This window comes from Dolomitihabitans soli, assembly GCF_022213955.1.
Classification (GTDB): Bacteria; Actinomycetota; Actinomycetes; order Streptosporangiales; family Streptosporangiaceae; genus Streptosporangium_A; species Streptosporangium_A soli.
This window is the reverse complement of the sequence record NZ_JAKNTW010000002.1, coordinates 255,875-276,407: the sequence shown is the minus strand read 5'-3', so window position 1 is coordinate 276,407 and position 20,533 is coordinate 255,875. Positions and strand designations below refer to the sequence as shown.

General features: G+C 70.5%; 19 protein-coding genes. 8 read left to right on the top strand and 11 right to left on the bottom strand.

Annotated elements, in window-relative coordinates; translation table 11 throughout:
* Nucleotides 1-228: 228 nt before the first annotated feature.
* The 6 genes from MBA17_RS06105 (at nt 229) to MBA17_RS06080 (ending at nt 7,835) form a co-directional block, all read left to right on the top strand.
* Nucleotides 229-1,308 (top strand): LacI family DNA-binding transcriptional regulator, encoded by a 1,080-nt coding sequence (locus tag MBA17_RS06105; protein WP_238495287.1) that lies wholly within the window; start codon nt 229-231, stop codon nt 1,306-1,308.
* 3 nt (nt 1,309-1,311) lie between these two features.
* Nucleotides 1,312-3,024, top strand: a complete 1,713-nt coding sequence (locus tag MBA17_RS06100; RefSeq protein ID WP_238495286.1) for a dihydroxy-acid dehydratase — start codon at nt 1,312-1,314, stop codon at nt 3,022-3,024.
* Between the two features lie 1,305 nt (nt 3,025-4,329).
* Complete coding sequence (locus MBA17_RS06095) at nt 4,330-4,884, top strand: ATP-binding protein (protein WP_238495285.1); 555 nt, start codon at nt 4,330-4,332, stop codon at nt 4,882-4,884.
* Complete coding sequence (locus MBA17_RS06090) at nt 4,830-5,594, top strand: alpha/beta fold hydrolase (RefSeq protein ID WP_238495284.1); 765 nt, start codon at nt 4,830-4,832, stop codon at nt 5,592-5,594. The genes MBA17_RS06095 and MBA17_RS06090 overlap by 55 nt, the downstream gene beginning before the upstream one ends.
* Nucleotides 5,595-5,616: 22 nt before the next feature.
* Nucleotides 5,617-6,891, top strand: coding sequence for a cytochrome P450 (locus MBA17_RS06085; protein ID WP_238495283.1), 1,275 nt, complete (start codon nt 5,617-5,619; stop codon nt 6,889-6,891).
* A complete protein-coding gene (locus MBA17_RS06080; RefSeq protein WP_238495282.1) occupies nt 6,888-7,835 on the top strand; it encodes an IclR family transcriptional regulator in 948 nt (315 codons plus the stop codon). The genes MBA17_RS06085 and MBA17_RS06080 overlap by 4 nt, the downstream gene beginning before the upstream one ends.
* A 179-nt stretch (nt 7,836-8,014) precedes the next feature.
* Here MBA17_RS06080 and MBA17_RS06075 read toward each other — a convergent pair whose 3' ends face one another.
* A complete protein-coding gene (locus MBA17_RS06075; protein ID WP_238495281.1) occupies nt 8,015-8,587 on the bottom strand; it encodes a peroxiredoxin-like family protein in 573 nt (190 codons plus the stop codon).
* Between the two features lie 71 nt (nt 8,588-8,658).
* Here MBA17_RS06075 and MBA17_RS06070 point away from each other — a divergent pair, with 71 nt between their 5' ends.
* On the top strand, nt 8,659-9,270 hold the full coding sequence (locus MBA17_RS06070) for a TetR/AcrR family transcriptional regulator (protein ID WP_238495280.1): 612 nt from the start codon (nt 8,659-8,661) through the stop codon (nt 9,268-9,270).
* Between the two features lie 28 nt (nt 9,271-9,298).
* On the opposite strand, the gene MBA17_RS06065 is transcribed toward MBA17_RS06070, so the two are convergent.
* The 6 genes from MBA17_RS06065 to MBA17_RS06040 form a co-directional block, all read right to left on the bottom strand.
* Nucleotides 9,299-9,955 carry a ThuA domain-containing protein gene (locus MBA17_RS06065; protein ID WP_238495279.1) on the bottom strand — a complete coding sequence of 219 codons (657 nt, stop codon included), beginning with the start codon at nt 9,953-9,955 and terminating at the stop codon, nt 9,299-9,301.
* A 264-nt stretch (nt 9,956-10,219) separates the two neighbouring features.
* The gene (locus tag MBA17_RS06060) at nt 10,220-12,016 is read right to left on the bottom strand and encodes an ABC transporter ATP-binding protein (RefSeq protein ID WP_238495278.1); all 1,797 of its coding nucleotides are present in this window, start codon (nt 12,014-12,016) and stop codon (nt 10,220-10,222) included.
* On the bottom strand, nt 12,013-13,047 hold the full coding sequence (locus MBA17_RS06055; protein ID WP_238495277.1) for a serine hydrolase domain-containing protein: 1,035 nt from the start codon (nt 13,045-13,047) through the stop codon (nt 12,013-12,015). Before MBA17_RS06055 ends, MBA17_RS06060 begins: the two co-directional genes overlap by 4 nt.
* On the bottom strand, nt 13,044-13,871 hold the full coding sequence (locus MBA17_RS06050) for an ABC transporter permease (RefSeq protein ID WP_238495276.1): 828 nt from the start codon (nt 13,869-13,871) through the stop codon (nt 13,044-13,046). Before MBA17_RS06050 ends, MBA17_RS06055 begins: the two co-directional genes overlap by 4 nt.
* Nucleotides 13,871-14,839, bottom strand: a complete 969-nt coding sequence (locus tag MBA17_RS06045; RefSeq protein WP_238495275.1) for an ABC transporter permease — start codon at nt 14,837-14,839, stop codon at nt 13,871-13,873. The genes MBA17_RS06050 and MBA17_RS06045 overlap by 1 nt, the downstream gene beginning before the upstream one ends.
* A gap of 2 nt (nt 14,840-14,841) precedes the next feature.
* On the bottom strand, nt 14,842-16,386 hold the full coding sequence (locus MBA17_RS06040) for an ABC transporter substrate-binding protein (RefSeq protein WP_238495274.1): 1,545 nt from the start codon (nt 16,384-16,386) through the stop codon (nt 14,842-14,844).
* 189 nt (nt 16,387-16,575) lie between these two features.
* Between MBA17_RS06040 and MBA17_RS06035 the strand changes: the two genes are divergently transcribed.
* Nucleotides 16,576-17,010, top strand: coding sequence for a DNA-binding protein (locus tag MBA17_RS06035; RefSeq protein ID WP_238495273.1), 435 nt, complete (start codon nt 16,576-16,578; stop codon nt 17,008-17,010).
* Nucleotides 17,011-17,024: 14 nt separating this feature from the next.
* On the opposite strand, the gene MBA17_RS06030 is transcribed toward MBA17_RS06035, so the two are convergent.
* From MBA17_RS06030 to MBA17_RS06015, 4 genes are all read right to left on the bottom strand, one after another.
* Nucleotides 17,025-17,540 carry a DoxX family protein gene (locus MBA17_RS06030; protein WP_238495272.1) on the bottom strand — a complete coding sequence of 172 codons (516 nt, stop codon included), beginning with the start codon at nt 17,538-17,540 and terminating at the stop codon, nt 17,025-17,027.
* A gap of 329 nt (nt 17,541-17,869) precedes the next feature.
* Nucleotides 17,870-18,373, bottom strand: a complete 504-nt coding sequence (locus MBA17_RS06025; RefSeq protein ID WP_238495271.1) for a hypothetical protein — start codon at nt 18,371-18,373, stop codon at nt 17,870-17,872.
* A gap of 194 nt (nt 18,374-18,567) precedes the next feature.
* On the bottom strand, nt 18,568-19,599 hold the full coding sequence (locus MBA17_RS06020; RefSeq protein ID WP_238495270.1) for an ABC transporter ATP-binding protein: 1,032 nt from the start codon (nt 19,597-19,599) through the stop codon (nt 18,568-18,570).
* Nucleotides 19,600-19,725: 126 nt separating this feature from the next.
* Nucleotides 19,726-20,523 carry an ABC transporter permease gene (locus MBA17_RS06015; RefSeq protein WP_238495269.1) on the bottom strand — a complete coding sequence of 266 codons (798 nt, stop codon included), beginning with the start codon at nt 20,521-20,523 and terminating at the stop codon, nt 19,726-19,728.
* Nucleotides 20,524-20,533 lie beyond the last annotated feature (10 nt).

The following is a 20,533-nucleotide window of genomic DNA, read 5'->3' as shown; positions in this document are numbered from 1 at the left end:
TCTCACCGGAGCGGAAAGTTTCTGGTTAACTATCCGAAAACTTACCGTGACATTGCCGATGCGTTACGGTAGGCTCCCGCCCGGAGTGATGTCAATAACCTCCCTAAATAGCGGCCCATCTCCCTGTTCTTCATGTTCGTCCGTAGATCTTGCTCTTTGATGTTTCGGAAAGTTGCGACGCGTCGGCGTCGTCCGCTTGTCGGCGACGCCCCAGCAACAGGAGGTCCTGTGACCCGAGCTACGCTCGCCGACGTCGCGTCGGCCGCCGGAGTGTCGGTGCCGACGGTTTCGAAGGTGCTGAGTGGTAAGAAGCACGTCTCGCCCACGACCCGGAGCAAGGTCCTGGAAGCGGTTCGAGCCTCCGGTTACGAAGCTCTCCGCTCGCCGACCGCGCCGCGCGTCGGCCTCATCGACCTGCTCATAGACGGGATCGGGTCCCCGTGGGCGCAGGTCCTCATCAAAGGGGCGGAGCAGGCCGCGGTGCGCCGGGGGTTCTCGCTCGTCGTGACCTCGTCCGCGGGGCCGGACTTCGACCTACGCCGCTGGATCGGAATGGTGCGGAAACGGAACACGGACGGCATCGTCCTGGTGCTCTCCCGAGCCAACCAGGACGAGATCGCGGCGATCGGCGAGCTCCTGCACGTCCCGCTGGTGCTCTTGGACCCGGTCGGCCAGCGTGACCCGCGCATCTCCACCGTCGGCGCGACGAACTGGTCGGGAGGCGTCATGGCGACGACCCACCTCCTGGAGCTGGGGCATGTGCGGATCGGCTTCATCGGCGGGCCGCTCGACACGCAGTGCAGCCTGGACCGCCACGAGGGCTACCTCGCCGCGCACCGGACCTTCAACGTCGACCCCGACGCCAGCCTGACGCGGTTCGGCGACTTCGTCGTCACCGGCGGGAAGACCCACGGCGCCGAGCTGCTCGATCGCCCCGATCGGCCTACCGCGATCTTCGCCGGATCCGACCTGCAGGCCGCGGGCGTCTACCAGGCGGCGGCGGAGCGCGGCATCCGCATCCCGGAAGGACTGTCGGTCGTCGGATTCGACGACTCCCTGATGTGCGAGATGATGTCGCCGCCCCTCACCACGGTGCGCCAGCCGCTCGATGACATGGCCAGCGAAGCCGTCCGGTTGATCTCCGAGGAAGTGACCCATCCCGGTGGCTCGGGCGGCACGCGGATAGAACTCGCCACCACCCTCGTCGTCAGAGGCAGCACGACGCGCCTGCCGACCCACACCGTCCCCCTCGCGGACGCGCCCCACCGACCTGAGACAGCTCACGAGCACGAACCTATGGAAAGTTGACTGATGGAGTCGCGAAGCTCGCAGTGGTACGCCGGAACCGACCGCAACGCCTACATTCACCGGGCCTGGATGCGCCGGGGCCTGCCCGCCCACGCGTTCGACGGCCGGCCGCACATCGCGATCGCGAACACCGCGTCGGATCTGACACCGTGCAACTCCCACCTGGACGAGGTCGCCCGCAGCGTCCAGCAGGGCGTGTACGAGGCGGGCGGCATCCCGCTCAACCTGCCCGTGGTGTCGCTGGGCGAGACGCTGGTGCGGCCCACCGCGATGTTGTGGCGCAACATGGCCGCGATGGCGACGGAGGAACTGCTCCGCGCCAATCCCATCGACGGGGTCGTGCTCCTCGGCGGCTGTGACAAGACGATTCCGTCGCTCCTGATGGCGGCGGCGTCGGTGGACCTGCCCGCCGTGGTGATGCCCGGCGGACCCATGCTGACCGGCACGTTCCGCGGCGCCCCGCTGGGCTGTGGCACCGACGTGTGGAAGCTCAGCGAGGAGGTCCGCGGCGGCCGGCTGTCCGAGGCGGAGTTCCTGCGGTCCGAGTCCTCGATGATCCGTAGCCGCGGGCACTGCAACACGATGGGCACCGCCTCGACGATGGGGCTCGTCGCCGAGGTGCTCGGCATGACGATGCCGGGCGTCGCCGGCACCCCCGCCCCGGACAGCAGGCTGCTCGAGGCGGCGCACGGGACGGGACGGCTCGCCGTCGAGATGGTGGAGCGGGAACGGCGGCCGAGCACCGTCCTCACCCGCGCCTCCTTCCTCAACGCGATCGTCGCGCTGGCCGCGATCGGCGGGTCGACGAACGCGGTGGTGCACCTCCTCGCGATCGCCGGGCGGCTCGGCGTCGACCTCGTCCAGGACGACTTCGACCGGACCGGTTCCGGCGTGCCGCTGCTGGTGGACCTGCAGCCCGCCGGCCGGTTCCTGATGGACGACTTCCACCGTGCCGGTGGCCTGCTCGCCGTACTGCGGGAGGTTCGGGACCTGCTCGACCCCGAGGCGCTCACCGTCACCGGCCGTCCGCTGGTGAGCTATCTCGACGAGGCGCGGATCTGGGACCAGGAGGTCATCCGGGTGCGTGACCACCCGGTACGGCAGGACGCGGGCATCGCCGTGCTCTACGGCAACCTCGCTCCGGACGGCGCGGTCATCAAGCCTGCCGCCGCCTCGCCGCACCTGCTCCGGCACCGGGGCCGCGCACTGGTCTTCGACACGGTCGAGGACATGCACGCCCGTCTCGACGACCCGGACCTCGACGTCGACGCCGACACCGTGCTGATCCTGCGCGGCTGCGGGCCGCGCGGCTACCCGGGCATGCCCGAGGTGTCGAACCTGCCGCTGCCGCAGAAGCTGCTGGCCCAGGGCGTACGCGACATGGTCAGAATCTGCGACGGCCGGATGAGCGGCACCGCGTACGGCACCGTCGTGCTGCACGTCGCGCCCGAAGCCGCGGCGGGCGGCCCGCTCGGCGTCGTCGAGACCGGCGACATGATCGTGCTCGACGTCGCGGCCCGCCGGCTCGACATCGAGATCCCGCCGGAGGAACTCGCCGCACGCACCCCCTCGGCGGCCACCGTGGCCGGGTTCGTGTCACCGGCACGCGGCTGGGAGAAGCTCTACGTCGACTCGGTCCAGCAGGCCAACACCGGGGCCGATCTCGACTTCCTGGTCGGCTCGAGCGGCCACAAGGTGTCCCGCGAGTCGCACTGAGCGAGGGGGTACGGCTCGGCGTGAGGGGGCGGTGACGAGATGTGACTCATCAGACCATGCGCCCCCTCCTGGAAACGCGAAGGCCCGTCGAATCGGGACGGCGCGCGGCGAACGCAGGCGCCGGCGGAGGGACGCCGCGGCATCCAAGCGGCGAGCCCTCCGGGCACCGGAAAGATCAATCGGCCGTCGCGATCAGTAGATCTCCGCGGGCTCGCGGCAAGCGGGGCCGTAGACGATCAGCTGGCTGATGATCATATATTCGCGCCATTGGCAGGGGATTTCTCTGACGGCCGGGCGGATTGACGGGCGAAAGAGCAGGGCTGCTGCTCAGCAGAATTTCGCGGAGACTTCAAGCGATTCTGTGGTATCGGCATGAATCCCGAACGGCGGGCCGGGTCGGCAGGTGGCACCAGGAGTCCGCCCGATCCGACCGGCCCGGCGTCGTGGGAGCTTCGGCTGCGCCGTCCCAGCTCGCGGACGCGCGTGGACGGCGTCGGCCGGCGACCGTATTCCGCGCTCGTCACGATCGTGTCCGGGGCGTGCCCCCGGATCGATCGCCTCAGAGAACGGAAAGTCGTACGCGATCTCCGATTGGAATGGCGGCTACGGAGGCGAATAAGGCATCCATCGAATTCGCTCCGGATCGCGGCGAAACAAGCGGGCCGGCGCGCTGGTGTAATCGGGGAACTGAATAGTGTGAAAAACAGTCAGGATGCTGGAACGCCTGAAATCGGGGGCGTAAATTCCGGCGGCCCATGGGGGCGGCCCGGCCGATGGTGGGTGGCTGGGGCGGGCGGGGTCTGGTCCGCAGCCTCCGCAAGGGGTCGGGTCTCACATGCGGGCCAGGTCGAGTCCCGCCACAGCGGCCTGCATGCGCCGCGGCCACGGACGGTGGTAGCCCGCCGCAGCACACCGGGCACCATGCGGTGGGCCGCGCCGGTGATCGGCGTGGCGGCCGGCCGACGGGTGGTGTCAGGCCATTGGGCCCGGTTCGCGGTGACATGTCGCGGTCAACGCTATTAATCCACATGTTCTGTCATTCGCGTTGACAACAGCCTTGTTCCGGCCGATGCTTTCTTTCACTGCACGCCCACCTTTTGACCACCACGCCCATTATTTGGGCATCCGGGGAGAAGTCCACGCCGTGCTCGCGATTCACCGCCTGAGAACCGAGGCCGGTCCTCCACGCCATAGGCACGGCGGCGCGATCCCGGGGACGCGCCAACCGGGTGGGCAGCGGTTCACCACGAAGCGCCACGGTGACGACCGGGCACGCCATTTATCGCTGATACGGGTGAGTGCGCCATGAATGCCGTCAGCCACCTCACGGACCGGCAACTCTCCCGCTGGTGCGACCTGCCGCAGTCCCCGACCGCGTCGTCCATCGCCCGGCGCTGGGTGTCGGCCCTGCTCGCCTCCTGGGAGCTGCGCCTCTCCGCCGACAACGAGGCGACGATCGCGGAACTGACCAGCGAACTGGTCACGAACGCCGTCCAGCACGCGGCCCCCGCCGAGCACGGCGGCTCCGGCATCAGGATCAACGTGCGGGCGGGGTCCGCCGTCGTCTGGCTGGCGGTCTGCGACCCCGATCCGACCCTGCCCAGGCCGCGGACCCCCGACTTCTTCTCGGAAAGCGGTCGTGGGCTGTTCCTGGTGGACGCGCAGGCCGACAACTGGGGCGCGGTCCCGCACGCCGACGGCAAGTACGTCTGGTTCAGCCTGGCGTGCCTGGGCGACGGCGAGGCGTTGTTCGCAAGGTCAGCCGGCTCCACATCCCCCGCCACGAACACGAAGGAGAATCTCCCATGTCCTCCGTCGTCCTTCCCCACGACGTTCACGGTTCCGGGCCGCACCGCGTAATCGTCCTGCACGGCTGGTTCGGCGACCGGAGCTCCTTCGCCCGGATCCGGCCCTACCTGGACGGCGACGCCTTCACCTACGCCTTTCCCGACTACCGGGGCTACGGCGAGGCCCTCGACCTCACCGGTGAGCACACCCTCGCCGAGATATCCGCCGACGTGATCGCGCTCGCCGACAAGCTGGGCTGGGAGACCTTCTCCCTGATCGGCCACTCCATGGGGGGTACGGCGATGCAGCGGGTGATGCTGGACGCCCCCGGCCGGGTGCGCAAGCTCATCGGCATCTCCGCGGTGCCCGCCTCCGGCGTCCCGTTCGACGACCAGAGCTGGGCGCTGTTCGCCGGCTCCGCGGAGGAGCCCGCCAACCGCCGGGCGATCATCGACCTCACCACGGGCAACCGGCTTCCCGGCACGTGGCTCGACGAGATGGTCCGCAACTCGCTGCGCAACTCCACGGTGGCCGCCTTCCGTGCCTACCTGGACGCCTGGGCTCACACCGACTTCCACACGGAGGTCATCGGCAACGCCACGCCCGCGCTCCTCGTCGTCGGCGCGCACGACCCCGCCCTCTCCGCGGACGTCATGCGCGGCACCTGGCTGGAGTGGTACCCGAACGCCGAACTGCTGACGTTGTCCGACGCCGGCCACTACGCGACGGAGGAGACGCCGCTGGCCCTCGTCTCCGCCATTGAACGGTTCCTGGCCGCTTGACGGTCTGCGCGAAAGGGCGCCCATGATCGACGTGAACACGACGCCCAATGTGTTCGACCCGCGTGTCTACACCCGCGGCATCCCACACGAGATGTACGGCCGGCTGCGTGACGAGGACCCCGTGCACTGGCAGGAGGAGCACGCGCTAGACGGCTGGTCGGCCGGGCCCGGATTCTGGGCGGTGACCCGCCACGAGGACGTCGTACGGGTGCTGCGCACGGCGCCCGAGTACAGCTCCTGGATCGGCGCCACCCAGATTCGCGACCCGGCCCCCGGCGACCTGTCGTTCATCCGGCGGATGATGCTCAACCTCGATCCGCCGGACCACGGCCGGCTGCGGAGGATCGTCTCCGGCGTGTTCACCGCCAAGCGCGTCGAGCGCTTCACGAGCGGCGTCGCGGCACGGGCCCGGCTGCTCGTCGACGAGATCGCCGAACGGGGCGAATGCGACCTTCCGGTGGACGTGACCGACGACTACCCGATCCAGAACCTCGCGGACCTCATCGGCGTCCCCAGCGCCGACCGCGGCCAGATCCTGGAATGGACGAACCGGGTCGTCGGCTACCAGGACCCCGATCACTCGACCGTCGTCCTCGGCCCCGACGGGGAACGGGTCAACCCGCGCTCCCCGGCCATGCTCATCGACATGTTCGAGTACGCCCACGCGCTCGCCGCCTACAAGCGGCGGCGCCCCGCGGACGACATCATGACCGCGCTCGCCACTGCCGAGCTGGACGGCCGGCGTCTCACCGACCCAGAGCTGTCGATGTTCTTCTTCCTGCTGGTCATCGCGGGCAACGACACCGTACGCTCGGCGCTGCCCGGCGGGTTGGTCGCGCTGCTCGGCCACCCCGGGGAGCACCGTCGCCTGCTCGCGGAGCCCGGACTGCTCGACTCGGCGATCGAGGAGATGCTGCGCTGGGCGCCGCCGGTCCTCAGCTTCCGGCGCACCGCCGTACGCGACACCGTCCTCGCCGGGCGGCCCATCTCGGCGGGGGACAAGGTCGTCGTCTTCCACGGCGCCGCCAACTTCGACGAGCGCCGGTTCCCCGACCCGATGCGGTTCGACATCACCCGGCGGCCCAACGACCACGTCTCCTTCGGCGACGGCCCCCACGTGTGCCTCGGGGCCCGTTTCGCCCGCCTGCAACTTCGCGAGTTCTACCGGGAGCTGCTGTGGCGGCTGCCGGACATCGAACTCGCCGGACCACCGGACCGGCTGGTGTCGAACTTCATCGCCGGCATCAAGCACCTGCCCGTGCGCTACACCCCTGTCGCCCGGGCAGGCGTCGCATGAGCACCGGCCGGCACCGCACACCCTCCCCCAACGGCACGACCACCCCGGACGGCGCTGTCGCTCCGGACGGCCCGGTCACTTCGGGTGGTGCTGTGGTTTCGGGCGGCGCGGCCGCTTCGGGCGGCGCGGTCACTTCGGGTGGTGCTGTGGTTTCGGGCGGCGCGGCCGCTCCGGGCGGCCCGGTCACTTCGGGCGGCGCGGCCACCTCCAACGGCGGGCTCGCCGGAAGCGGCGTCTCGGCGGGCATCGGCGCCGAGCCGTCAGGGGCGCCGTCCCATGCGGCGGGTTCGAAGACCATCGACACCGGCCTGCGGCTCCTGGAGATCCTCCGCGACCATCCGGACGGACTGACGATCACCGAACTCGCCCAGGCCGCCGGTATTCATCGCAACGCGGTCTCCCGGCATCTGGTCGCGCTCGGCAACCATCGGCTGGTGGCCCGCATCGGCAGCCGCTTCGCCCTCGGCCTCGGCCTGGTCGAGCTCAACGCCGCCGTACGGCACCGCCTCCGCGACGCGGCCGCCTCCGCGCTCCAGATACTGGCCGACTCCTGCAACGCCACCGCGTTCATCACGGTGCTCGACACCGACGAGGACCAGGCCGTCGTGCTCACCGTGGCCGAGCCGCGCGTGTCGCGGTTTCACGTCACCTACCGGCCCGGCACCCGGCACCCGGCGAACCGCGGCGCCTCCGGCATCGCCATCCTGGCCGGCCGCCCGTACTGGCCCGGGGAACGCCCCGCCATCGGCGAGGCCCGCGCCGCCGGCTACTCGGTCACCGCCGGCGAACTCCAGACCGGAGCATGGGGCGTCGCCGCGCCGATCACCGTGTCCGGCCGCCCGGCCGAGGCCAGCGTGGGAGTGGTGACCATCGGCGAACGGGACGCGACCCGCATCGCCCCGATGGTCCTGCGCACGGCGACCCAGATAGCGCAGGTGCTCTAGCCACACCGGCCGGTACGCGGCATCATCCCCCCGGTGCCCGGTGCCCGGTGCCCGGTGCCCGGTGCCCGGTGCCCGGTGCCCGGTGCCCGGTGCCCGGTGCCCGGTGCCCGGTGCCCGGTGCCCGGTGCCCGGTGCCCGGTGCCCGGTGCCCGGTGCCCGGTGGGGTCGCGGTTCCATGGTCAGCGGGGCCGCTGGTCGGGCCGCGACGCGCGAGCGGCCAGGTCGAGCAGTTCGTCGACCGGCCACTGGTCGTAGGCGTGCTCGCCGTACTTGCTCGCGACGACGCGGCCGTCGCTCGCGATCAGGAAGTCGGCGGGCAGGCCGAGCCGGCCGCCGTTCGGCTTGGACCCGGGCGCGCGTCCCCGCCCCCGGACGACCTCCCAGGAACTGCGCAGGATCGCCCCCCAGACGCGCGGGTCGAGCAGGGAACGAGGGCTCGACTCGACGCCGAACTCGGCGTACAGGAGCTTGGCGGGATCGGCGACGACGGCGAACGGGAGATCCGGCGTGTGTTCGAGCAGTTCCTCGGCGGGCGAGTGGAAGACCGCGACCTCGCGGATGCCGGCGGCCTCGATCTCCGTGTGCCGGCGCACGATCGACTGGAGGTGCAGATTGCAGACCGGGCAACCGGCGAAGCGCCGGAACTGCAGGTGGACGAGCCGGTCAGGGTCGGGGATGGCGACCGGCGAGCCGGACACGGGGGTGAGAGAACGGGCGGAGACGATGGAGCCCGGCCCGGTGATGACGCGCATCGGCGATCCTTATTTTGGTGTACGGCATACGCCTACGCATCGTACGCGTATGTCGTACGCTGTCAACCGTCATGCCACGCCCACGTTCGCTCACCAGCACCCGGCTCGCCACCGCCGCCCTCGCGGTGATCGATCGCGATGGGCTCACCGGGCTGTCGATGCGCGCGGTGGCCCAGCAGCTCGGCACGAGCACGATGGCGCTCTACCGGTACGTGGACGACCGTGAGGAACTCGAACGGCTCGTCGTCGAACTCGTGCTCGGCGCCGTCGACACCGAGCCGCCTCCGGACGGGTCGTGGCAGGCGCGGATCGAGGTCATGGCCCGGCGGCTGCGCGACACCATCGCCGCCCACCCGTCGGTGATCCCGCTGACGCTCACCCACCGGTACCGATCCGTCAGCGTGCTGCGCTGGTCGGAGACGGTGCTCGCGGTACTCACCGAAGCGGGCGTCGAGGGCGAGCGGCGTGTGATCGCGTTGCGCGGCCTGCTCGGCTACGTCATCGGGGCGAGCCAGCTCGAACACCTCGGGCCGTTGTCGGGCGAGGGCACGGTCGCCATCTCCGAACTGCCGGCGGCCGAGTTCCCCTACCTGGCCGAGACGGCCCGCCACGCGCGTGACGTCGGCGCGGACCAGGAGTTCTCCGGCGGGCTCGCCCTGCTGCTGCGCGGCCTGGGCGCGTGACGAGCGCGCCCGGCTCGCGCGCCACCGCTCAGCCGGGGAGGCGGGCCGCGTAGGCGATCCCGCCCAGCAGGTGCCGGCAGAAGTCGGGGTCGCGGTAGATCTCGGCGGTGTGGCCGAGGGCGGTGTAGAACGAGCGGCCCTCGCCGTACTCCCGGCACCAGACCAGTGGGTGATCGCCGCCCATCGAGCCGCCATCGTAGGAGGACTCGTCCGCCGAGGCGAGCACGCGGACCGAGCCGCGCGGGTTGGCGCGGAAGTCGTACCACTCGTCGGTGAGCCGCCAGGTGGCGCCGAGGTGCGCGGTGGCCGGATGGTCGTGGTCCTCGACGGTGATCAGCCCCGGCTGGAGCTCGGGATGCCCGGCGAACCTGGCGCCCAGCAGGTCGCCGTAGGCGGGCCAGCCGTACTCGGTGCAGGCGGCGCTGTGGATGCCGACGAAGCCGCCGCCCGCCGCGACGTACGCCCGCAGGGTGTCCCGGCTTTCGGGGGTCAGGATGTCGCCGCTGGTGGACAGGAACACGACGGCCGCGCAGCCGTCCGGATCCAGGGTGGTCTCGCCGGCCTCGACGGTGAAGCCGTGCTCGGCTCCCAGACGGGTGAGCGCCGCCACGCCGTCGGGGATCGAGTCGTGCCGGTAGGCGGTGGTACGGGTGAAGACCAGGACCCGGGGCGGGGTGATGGACAAGAGGGCTCCTGACGGTGAGAGAGCGCGGTCGTGGTCTCCATGAGACCGCATCCCCTTGCAAGGGGCGAGGAAAGCGTTGCCCGGTATGTCAGGAGACCGGCACGTGAGGACGGCGTGTTGGCCTGGGCGAACCTCGACAAGTTCCTCGGCGGTGACAGGGTGTTCCGCTCGCTGATGACCTCCCACGACATCTACAGCACCGACGCCGCCCACGCCATCCCCGGCGTGTTCATCGAGATGCTGGTCGACTTGTGTCCCGGAGGCTCAGGCCCGCTGTGCGGTTCCCGGGATCGCGGCCAGCAGTTCGCGGGTGTAGTCGTGCGAGGGGCGGTCGAAGATCTCGCTCGCCGTACCGCTCTCCACGATCCGGCCGTGCCGCATCACGTGCACGGAGTGCGAGATCATGCGGACCACCGCCAGGTCGTGGCTGATGAACAGGTAGCTGAGCCCGAGTTCGCGTTGAAGCGCGGCGAGCAGTTCGAGGATCTGCGCCTGGACGAGCACGTCGAGCGCCGAGACGGCCTCGTCGAGCACGACCAGCTCGGGGGAGAGCGCCAGCGCCCTCGCGATGGCGACCCGCTGCCGCTGGCCGCCGGACAGCTCGTGCGGCAGCCGTTCGGCCGTCGACGCGGGCAGCGACACCTGGTCGAGCAGTTCGGCCACCGCCTTCCTGCGGGTCGCCGCCGTGCCGACGCGGTGCACCCGCAGCGGTTCGGCGATCGACTTCGCGACGGTGTAGCGGGGGTCGAGCGAGGCGTACGGGTTCTGGAAGACCGGCTGCACCCGCCGGCGGAACGCGAACAGCTCGCGCCGGCCCAGCGAGGTCACGTCGGCGCCGTCGAAGCGGATTCGTCCCGAGGTGACGTCGTCGAGGCCGAGCAGCAGGTTCGCGGTCGTCGACTTGCCCGACCCCGACTCGCCCACGATGGACACCGTACGGCCGCGCGGAATGCCGAAGCTGACCGCGTCGACCGCGGTGACCTCCGCCGTGCTGCCCCGGATCGGGAAGACCTTCCGCAGGTCCTCGATCACGACGAGGTCATCGGCCTCCCGCGCCGCCCCGGCCGGTGGCGTCTGCCCGGCGTCCCGCGTCTGCCGCGTCGGCTCGGCGTCCCGCGTCTCCCGCGTCGGCTCGGTGTCGCGCGTCGGCTCTGCCCGAAGTACCGGCGGCGGGCTGGCGTCCTGCGATGGCCCGGCGTCCCGCGGTGGGTCGGCCTGCCGTACCGATGGGTCGGTGGCCTGGGGTGGGTCGGTCAGCCGTGCTGACGACAGGCTGGGTACGGCGCGCAGCAGGCGGCGGGTGTAGTCGTGGGCGGGGGCGGTCAGGAGTTCGGCGGCCGGGCCTGTCTCGACGATCTCGCCCTGGTACATCACGGCCACGACGTCGGCGCGCTCGGCGGCCAGGGCGAGGTCGTGCGTGATGAGGAAGACGGCGGTGCCCATGTCGGCGGTGAGTTCCGCGAGCCGGTCGAGGATGCGCCGCTGGACGGTCACGTCGAGCGCCGAGGTCGGTTCGTCGGCGATGAGCAGCTTCGGCCGGCAGGCGAGGCCCATCGCGATGAGCACGCGCTGGCGCATGCCGCCGGAGAACTCGTGCGGATACTGGTTGATCCGCCGCGCCGGGTCGGGGATGCCGACCATGTCGAGCAGTTCGGTCACCCGCTCGCGGGCCGCCCTGCCCGAGGCGACGCCGTGCACCTCCAGAGCTTCGCCGACCTGGTCTCCGATGCGCATGAGCGGGTTGAGGTTGGACATCGGGTCCTGGGGGACCAGCGCGATCCCCGGCCCGCGGATCGCGGTCATCTCCCGTTCGCTCACCCCGGCCAGGTCGCGTCCCTCGAAGAGGACCTGGCCGCCGGTGACGCGCCCGCCGTCCGGCAGCAGGCGGTTGATCGCGGCGGCGGTGGTCGACTTGCCCGAACCCGACTCGCCGACGACCGCGACGGTCTGGCCGGGCATGACGTCGATCGAGACGTTCCGCACGACGGTGACATCCTGCTTGCCGGTGCGGAAGGCGACCGACAGGTCCCGGATGGCCAGAATCGGGCTTCGGCTCGTCATGCTGTCCTCGATCGTCGCGTGGTGGCCGTCAGCAGGTCGTGCCAGAGGGTGTCCGTGGGCACGGGCGTCCCGTCGACCAGCAGCCGGTTGCTGGCCACGACGAGGGAGATGTCGCGGCCGGGCACGAAGCCGACGGCGCAGCCCACATAGCCGGGGTGACCGAGCACGGTGACGGTCTCGTCCCGGATCCGGAGGTCGTACCTGCGGAAACCGAGTGCCTGCTGGGCGTCGGGACCCGGTGCGAAGAACTCCTCCGCCACCTCGGGCCGCCACAGCCCGTCGTGCTCGCGGTAGCGGGACAGCGCGGCACAGTAACGCAGCAGGTCGGGAAGCGTGGAGAAGAGCCCGGCGTGCCCGGAGACGCCGCCGAAGGCGTGATGGGCGTTGCCGTCGGAGACCTCGCCGATCACGGGCCGGCGACGCCAGCCGTCGAAGTCGGCGCTGCCGTACGGAACGGGGTAGGGCTGCTTCGAGTCGAGCATGCCCATCTCGACCCGGTCGTCGCGGGCGCTCATGGACACCAGCGGTCCCGCCGGGCGCGCGTACCGGGTCGACGAGAGTCCGAGCGGCTCGGTCACCAGCTCGGACACCGCCCGGTCGAGGGGGAGCCCCGTGACGGCCGCGACGACCCGCCCGAGCAGGACGAACCCCAGATCGGAGTAGTGCCGTGCCTGGCCGGGGCGGTAGCGCGGCGGTGGCATCTCCCGCTGGATGTAGAGCGGGTACCACTCCCACAGCCCGGCCCGGTGCAGCAGCAGGTCGCGTACGGTGCAGCCGTCGTGGCAGTCCGGCAGGTACCGGCGCACCGGCGCGTCCAGGTCGACGAGGCCGCCGGAGACGAGGCGGATGAGTGCCGTCGTGGTGGCGAGGATCTTCGTGATCGAGGCGAGGTCGTGGTGCGTGTCGATCGTCATCGGAGCCTCGCCGACGCGCTCGCCGTCCACCCAGCGTACGGTGCGGTGGCCGGTGCACTCGGTCAGGTCGAACCACGGGGTGCGGACGGCTCTGGCGATGCCCGGCGGCGCGTTCACCGCCGGCCCCGGTTGCGCGGGTCGAGGGTGTCACGGAGGCCGTCGCCGAGCAGGTTCAGGCCGACGACCAGCAGGACGACGACCGCACCGGGTGCGATCAGCGTCCACGGCGCGATGACGACCAGGCTGCGCGCCTCGAAGATCATCGACCCGAGCGAGGGCGCGGGCGGCGGCGTGCCCAGGCCGAGGAAGCTCAGCGACGCCTCGGTGAGCACCGCCCACGACAGGGACAGCGCCACCTGGATGACGATGATCGAGGTGATGTTCGGCAGCACGTGCCGCAGCATGATCATCCATCGGCTCTGGCCGGTGGCGATGGCCGCCTTCACGTACTCGATCTCCCTGAGCGAGAGCACCGGGCCCCGGGTGACCCGGATGTGGATGGGCACGTAGACGATCGCGATCGCGACGGCGATCGTGAACCAGTCGCGGTCGAACACCGAGGCGAGCGAGAGCGCGAGCAACAGCGGGGGAAAGGCGAAGAGCACGTTCGTCACCCCGCCGACGACGCTGTCGGCGAAGCCGCGGTAGAAGCCGGACACCAGCCCGCCGAGGGTTCCCACCAGCGTGGCGAAGGCGACGGCGACGACCGCGATGAGCGCCGAGTTGCCCACCCCCGCAGCCATCCTGGAGAAGACGTCCCTGCCGAACTGGTCCGTGCCGAGCAGGTGCTCGCCCGACGGAGGCAGGAAACGGGACGGCGGGTCCTGCGCGATCGGGTCGTACGGCAGCAGCCCGGCGAACGACAGCAGCGCGACGACGGCGAGCAGCGCCAGGATGACGATGCCGGTGAGCCCGCTCGGGCTCTTTCGCAGGGCGGTCATCAGGATCGCACCCTCGGGTCGACGACCCGGTAGAGCAGGTCGGTCAGCAGGTTGACGAGCACGAACGACAGCGCGATGACCAGTACCGTGCTCTGGACGACCGCGTATTCCTTCTGCTGGATGCCGAGCAGCACCTGCCTGCCGACACCGGGCACGGAGAAGATCTGCTCGACCACCACGGCACCGCCGAGCAGGTAGCCGAACTGCAGGCCGGTCATCGTCAGGATCGGTACGAGCGCGTTCCGCAGCACGTGCCTGACCTGCAGGCGGCCCGGTGGCACGCCCTTGGCGCGGGCGGTCCTGACGAAGTCGCCCGAGCGCACGTCGAGCACCGCGGTCCGGGTGGTGCGCAGGATCGGGGCCGCGATGCCGAAGCCCAGCACGAGCGCGGGCAGGAACATCTGCTGCAGGTTGAGCAGCGGATCCTCCAGCAGGCTCGCGAACCCCTGCCCGTTGGGATTGAAGCCGAACGAGGCCGCGAACACCGAGAGCAGCGTCGTCGCCAGCAGGAAGGCCGGGATCGACAGCCCGCCGAGGCTCACCAGCTGGCCGACGGCGTCCCTGGGCGAGTTGGTCCTCGACGCGGCGAGCATGCCGAGCGGCACCCCGAGCAGCAGGGCCAGCACGATCGAGAGCACCGCCAGCTCGAACGTGACGGGCAGCGACTGGAGAGTCATGTCCAGCACGCTCTGCTGCGACCGCGCCGAGAAGCCGAGGTTCCCGGTGAACAGGTTGCCGAGCCAGGAGAAGAACTGGGTGAACAGCGACTGGTCGAGGCCGTAGTAGCGCTCCAGCGCCGCCAGCTGCGCCGGGGTGAGCGCCGCGGCCTCGGTGCCCAGCCCCGCCGTGATCTGATCACCCGGAATCGCCCGGAGCATGACGAAGACGAACACGGCCACCCCGAACAGGGTGCCGATCATGCCGGCCACACGCCGGATCGCGCGGTTGCGCGCCAGGACACGGAACACGACTAGCCGAGCGTCGTCGTGCGCAGATACTGCAGCGAGCCGCTGACCATCGGGACGAAGCCCGTCACCTGCGCCGCGGTGCCCGTGTAGGTGTAGCTGGTGAACAACCAGATCCAGGCCGCGTTGTTCTCCAGCTCCGCGGAGACCTTGTCGTAGATCGCCTTTCGGGCGGCCTGGTCGGTCGTCGCCTTGCCCTCGGCGAAGAGCTTGTCCAGCTCGGGGGAGCTGTAGCCGGCGACCTTGTTCAGGTTGCCATCGCTGGTGAAGTAGCGGCCGTACATGCCGTCGGGGTCGGGTCGCCCGCCGTTCAGCGCCACCGCCGCGTCGAAGTCGCCCGCGACCCACCGGTCGACGAACGCGCCCGACTCCAGCACTTCGAGCTGCAGGTCGATCTTGGCTTCGGCGAGCTGCGCCTTGAGGTTCTGGGCCTCGTTGACGGAGGTCGCGTACTCGCCCTGGGAGACGATCGTCTTGATGGCCACGCCGTTCGGCTTGCCCGCCTTCTGGAGGTAGTCGGCCGCCTTGGTCAGGTCGCGTGCGGGGCAGGGGCGCTGCTGGGGGTTCGACTTGAACGCGGGTGCGGTGATCGGTCCCGTCACCTCGCCCTCGCTGAGCGCGGCGGTGTCGAGCACCTGTTTGCGGTCGACGGCGCACTGGATCGCCAGCCGTACGTTGAGGTCGTCCAGGTCGCCGCGGCGCGTGTTGAGCTGGAGGGCGTGGTAGCTGAGCTGCGGGGTCTTGGCGACGGTGATCGAGCCGCCCTGCGCGGTCTGCGCGACGAGGGGGTCGTTGAAGACCGCGAGCTGGACGTTGCCCGACTGCATCGCGGAGACGATGGCCGACTCGTCGGGGATCACCCGGAACTCGACGCCGTCGAGCTTGGGTTTCTCGCTGCCCCAGTACTTCGCGTTCCTGCCCAGCGTGATCGACTGGCTCGCGACGCGCTTTCGCAGGGTGAACGGCCCGGTCCCGTTGGGGGCCGTGTTGAGCTTCTCCTCGGTGTCGTCAGAGGAGAGCATCGCCATGTTGACCGTGGCGAGGTTGGCGGGCAGCGCGGCATCGGGCCCGCTCAGTTTCAGCACCACGGTGTGCGGGTCGGGCGCCTCCACCGACTCGACCGAGGACAGTGAGGCCGCCGCCACGGCCGCCGTGTCCTCGTCCATGATCGCGTCGAGCGAGTGCTTGACGTCCTTGGAGTCGAAGGCGCTGCCGTCGCCGAAGGTCACCCCCTGACGGAGCGTGAGGGTGAGGGAGTCGCCGTCCTTCGCGGTTTTCCATGATTCGGCCAGGCCCGGCACCACGTTGAGGTCCTTGTCGAACTCCGTGAGCGTGCCGTAGATGTTCTGCAACACGTTGACCGCCTGGAACTGCGTGGCCTTCCAGGGGAAGAGCGTGTCCGGGTCGCTGGTGACGCCGACGACGAGGGTGCCGCCGGCCGCTCCCGTCGTGGCGGCGGGAGCCGCGGGGCCGGAGGAGGACGAGCAACCGGTGAGCGCGATGGACAGCGTCACGGCGACGCCGATCGCGGAGAACGCACCACGGGACATGTGGACTCCTCAGGACATTAAGTCATAAAAATACGCAGACCTTAGCACGGGCGTACAAATAATTTTCATCGATCGCGATCTGATGAAGGTTGTCGTACGTCCGCAGCGGCTGCCGGCTCCTACTTGCTTTGAACAGTCTGTTTGCATCGGACTGTTGACAATGATTGATTGAGGCATCAGGCTGCCCGCATGTCTTCCGATCCCTTCACTCCTCCCGATCCGGGGCAGGTGCGAGCGCACCGCGTGTACGCGTCGCTCCAGCGCATCGCCGAACGGCATGCGGCCACCGAGGCGCAACGTTCCCGGCAGGTCCATCCTGACGTTCTCGGCCCGCACGAGGCCATCAGGCTCGTGACGTTGCTCGCGGGCGGCACCGCGCGGTACGAGGAGGCCGAGGCGAAGGTGGACAACGCCGACATCACCGCCGCCTTGACCCTCCTTCCGCTGGCACGGGCGGAGATGGACGAGCTGGAGTCCGGGCTCCTCCTCATGGCCCGCGGCCGTGGCCTCACCTGGCAGGAGATCGCCTTCGGCCTCGGGCTCGGCACCGCCCAGGCCGCCCGGCAGCGTTATGAACGGCTGGCCGGACGCCTGGCGGCGGAACCGGGCGGGGACGCGCCCTGAACCGGAACGGCCGATCATGAGTGACGACGTCCCACCGGTGCGAATCGCAGCGGGGCCACGGTGGGGCCGGCCGTTCTGGCCACCCAGAGGGCGACGGCGATGTACAGCGCCTGCTCGGGGATCCGCAGCCACAGTGGCGAGGACACGTCGGCGTTGAACGGCGCGGCGACGGCGGCGTAGACGTTGGCGGGGAGCAGCAGCACGAAGAGCACGGCCAGGCAGATCCCGGCCGCACGGCGAGTCGAGGGCAGCACGAGCCCGGCGGCGCCGAGCAGTTCCAGCACGCCGGTCGCGTGAACCATGGCCCCCGGGAACGGCACGAAGGGCGGCACCATGCCCACCATGTCGGCGTGGTTGGGCATGACCGTGACGCCCTCGGGGACGAAGTGGGCGCTGGCGGTCATGACGAGCATGACCGCCAGCGCGTGGGCCGCGCTGCCGTACCAGGTGGCGAACCGGCTGACCCCGAGCGAGCCCAGCAGGCGGAAGCCCAGCAGGGCGACCGCGAGGACGATGACGACGGTGAACATGACGCTCCATGGATAGTTCGACTATCTACAATTGGATAGTCACAGTATCCAACTGCCGCGCGGCAGGCAACAGGGAAAGGTGTCCGAAGGGGAGTCAAGGGCGTCCGTACGGCTGACGTCACCGACGCGAGCGGTCGTACGGCGGGCTGGCGTCACCGACGCGAGCGGTGCACGATCTTCTTCGGGGAGCGCCCGGAAACGGGTGAACAGTGCCTGGCGACCGAGGCCGCCAGGCATTCGACACGAAATCTGCGCATTCCTGGCCGGTGCTGCCGGTCGGCGAGCGCGATCCCGGTCTCCCGCTCAGCCCGCCGACCCTCGACGGGCGGTCAGGCCATGCCGCGCCTGGCGAAATAGATGGACCCCGCCAGCAGGGTCACTCCGGACAGCACGCCGCTGACGAAGGGCACCCACGTGATGGCGGACGTCGCCGCCATGATGAACCCGGCGAGGCCGAACACGGTGAGGATCACGCCGGGCATCATGATGCCGTAGTGCTTCCAGATCGGGGCGAGGGCGATGAAGTGGACGCCGACGACGACCGCCACCCAGGCGACGTTCATCTGCGGGGGCTGCCCCCAGGCGTTGAGCAGCGCGATCCCGCCGAAGAGCAGGATGGCCTCAGCGGCGACGACCACCAGATAGCCCCGGCTGAACATGTTCCCGGCCGGTCCCGGGATACCGTCCGCCTGTCCGCCGGCGGTCCGCGCCCGCCCGACGGTGACGACCCACATGACGATCACGCTGACGAGGCCGAGCACGGCGGCCACGCGCAGGCAGATCCCGATCAGCGGATTGAGGGGCTCGTGCGCATTGACGAGGACGAAAACCATTCCAAAAACCGCACCAATTAACATACCGGTCATACGCTGCATGCGGGAACCATACCGGTGTCCTGATCGAGGGTGATCGAGCGTCCCCCGAACCGGATCCCCTCCCCGCCGGGAGGCCGTTCGCCGAGGCCAGGACACCCATGACCGGGTCCGCCGGGAGGCCGCCGGGCGCCACGACGAGCAGGACAGGTGGGTCACGCCGGGTAGGCGTGGGTCTCCGTGGCCTTGACGGAAGCCCAGACCTGCCGGCCCGGGGTGAGGTCGAGTTCGGCGACGGCGGCGGTGGTGACGTCGGCCGAAGCGGTGATCGGGCCCTGGAGGTGGATTCGTACGTTGTCGCCGTGCCGTTCGACGCCCTCGATGCCGGCCTGCCAGAGGTTGCGCGGAGTGCCGTTCGGGCGGGTGCGGTAGAGGGCGACCGCCTGGGGGGAGAACGCGACGAAGGCCGGCCCGTCGAGCTGTTCGGCGACGGTGAAGAGGATCCCCTCGACCTTGACCTGGTGGCCGGACGCCGTACCGCGGTAGAGGTTGAGACCGACCAGGCGGGCCACGTAGTCGGTGCGCGGACGGCGGGCGACCTCGGCGGGGGTGCCGTGCTGGACGATCGCGCCGTTCTCGATGACGACCAGCCGGTCGGCGAGGACCATCGCGTCGAGCGGGTCGTGGGTGACCAGCACGGTCGCGCCGTCGAACTCGTCGAGGTGACGGCGCAGCCGGGAGCGGATGTCCAGGCGGGTGTGGGCGTCGAGCGCGGCCAGCGGCTCGTCGAGGAGCAGCAGGCGGGGCCGTACGGCGAGGGCGCGGGCCAGGGCGACGCGCTGGGCCTGCCCGCCTGAGAGCTGCCGGGGTTTCGCCGCGGCGTATGCGGCCAGGCCGACGCGTTCCAGCCAGGAGGCGGCCGTACGGCGTGCCTCGCGTTTGGAGACGCCGTGGCACCGGGGGCCGAAGGCGACGTTGTCGAGGGCGGACAGGTGGGGGAAGAGCAGGTAGTCCTGGAAGACCATGCCGATCGGGCGGCGCTCGGCGGCCAGGGTGTGCAGCGGGTCGCCGTCCAGGGTGAAACGGCCGCCGGAGAGGCCGGTCAGCCCCGCCAGGGCGCGCAGGGCCGTGCTCTTGCCCGCGCCGTTGGGACCGAGCAGGGCGAGGACCTCCCCGGAGGGCACGTCGAGATCGATGTCGAGGCGAAAACCGGGCCGCTCGACGACGAGGTGGGCGTGCAGGGTCATGAGGTGATCACCAGCCCTGGCCGTCTGATGAGGTGGGCGTGCGGGGCATGGGGTGGTCGGTGGTCCTGAACGTCTGACGGTGAGGTGGGGGTGCGGGGCGTTCGGTGGCGGGGTGGGCGTGCGGGGTCATGGGGTGTTCACCCACCGGTCTCTGAGGCTGGCCAGGATGACCACGGAGACGGCCAGGAGGACCAGGCTGAGCACGATCGCGGCCTCGGGTTCGGTCTCCAGGGCCAGGTAGACGGCCAGCGGCATGGTCTGGGTCTGGCCGGGGAAATTGCCGGCGAAGGTGATGGTGGCGCCGAACTCGCCCAGCGCGCGGGCCCAGCACAGCACGGCTCCGGCGACGACGCCCGGCGCGATGAGAGGCAGGGTGACGCGGCGGAAGATGGTCCAGCGGGACGCGCCGAGCGTGGCGGCGGCCTCCTCGAACCGCAGGTCGGCCGCGCGCAGCGCACCTTCGACACTGATCACCAGGAACGGCATGGCGACGAAGGTCTCGGCGATCACGACCCCCGCGGTGGTGAACGGCAGCGTGATCCCGAAGGTGGTGTCCAGCCACTCCCCGACGAGGCCGCGGCGTCCCAGGACGAGCAGCAGCGCGACGCCGCCCACCACCGGGGGCAGCACGAGCGGTACGGTGACCAGCGCCCGTACCAGCCGCCGGCCGGGAAAGGCGACCCGCGCCAGCAGCCACGCCAGCGGCACGCCGAACAGCAGGCACAGCGCAGTGGCCAGGGTCGCCGTCACCAGCGACAGCCGCAACGCCTCCAGCACCTGCGGTTCGGCCAGCCGCTCGGCCAACGTGGGCCAGGGCGCGCGGACCAGCAGCCCGGCGAGGGGCAGCACCAGGAACACCATGCCGACCCCGGCCGGCAGCACCAGCATCCAGGGGACGCGACCTGCCACGGGCGCACGCGTCATCACCGCGCTC

What these genes read in the sequence shown, in the direction of transcription:
- MBA17_RS06100 (WP_238495286.1), top strand. Translation starts at nt 1,312, where the DNA reads ATGGAGTCGCGAAGCTCGCAGTGGTACGCCGGAACCGACCGCAACGCC.
- MBA17_RS06095 (WP_238495285.1), top strand. Translation starts at nt 4,330, where the DNA reads ATGAATGCCGTCAGCCACCTCACGGACCGGCAACTCTCCCGCTGGTGC.
- MBA17_RS06090 (WP_238495284.1), top strand. Translation starts at nt 4,830, where the DNA reads ATGTCCTCCGTCGTCCTTCCCCACGACGTTCACGGTTCCGGGCCGCAC.
- MBA17_RS06085 (WP_238495283.1), top strand. Translation starts at nt 5,617, where the DNA reads ATGATCGACGTGAACACGACGCCCAATGTGTTCGACCCGCGTGTCTAC.
- MBA17_RS06080 (WP_238495282.1), top strand. Translation starts at nt 6,888, where the DNA reads ATGAGCACCGGCCGGCACCGCACACCCTCCCCCAACGGCACGACCACC.
- MBA17_RS06075 (WP_238495281.1), bottom strand. Translation starts at nt 8,587, where the DNA reads ATGCGCGTCATCACCGGGCCGGGCTCCATCGTCTCCGCCCGTTCTCTC.
- MBA17_RS06070 (WP_238495280.1), top strand. Translation starts at nt 8,659, where the DNA reads ATGCCACGCCCACGTTCGCTCACCAGCACCCGGCTCGCCACCGCCGCC.
- MBA17_RS06060 (WP_238495278.1), bottom strand. Translation starts at nt 12,016, where the DNA reads ATGACGAGCCGAAGCCCGATTCTGGCCATCCGGGACCTGTCGGTCGCC.
- MBA17_RS06050 (WP_238495276.1), bottom strand. Translation starts at nt 13,871, where the DNA reads ATGACCGCCCTGCGAAAGAGCCCGAGCGGGCTCACCGGCATCGTCATC.
- MBA17_RS06040 (WP_238495274.1), bottom strand. Translation starts at nt 16,386, where the DNA reads ATGTCCCGTGGTGCGTTCTCCGCGATCGGCGTCGCCGTGACGCTGTCC.
- MBA17_RS06035 (WP_238495273.1), top strand. Translation starts at nt 16,576, where the DNA reads ATGTCTTCCGATCCCTTCACTCCTCCCGATCCGGGGCAGGTGCGAGCG.
- MBA17_RS06030 (WP_238495272.1), bottom strand. Translation starts at nt 17,540, where the DNA reads ATGTTCACCGTCGTCATCGTCCTCGCGGTCGCCCTGCTGGGCTTCCGC.
- MBA17_RS06025 (WP_238495271.1), bottom strand. Translation starts at nt 18,373, where the DNA reads ATGGTTTTCGTCCTCGTCAATGCGCACGAGCCCCTCAATCCGCTGATC.
- MBA17_RS06020 (WP_238495270.1), bottom strand. Translation starts at nt 19,599, where the DNA reads ATGACCCTGCACGCCCACCTCGTCGTCGAGCGGCCCGGTTTTCGCCTC.
- MBA17_RS06015 (WP_238495269.1), bottom strand. Translation starts at nt 20,523, where the DNA reads ATGACGCGTGCGCCCGTGGCAGGTCGCGTCCCCTGGATGCTGGTGCTG.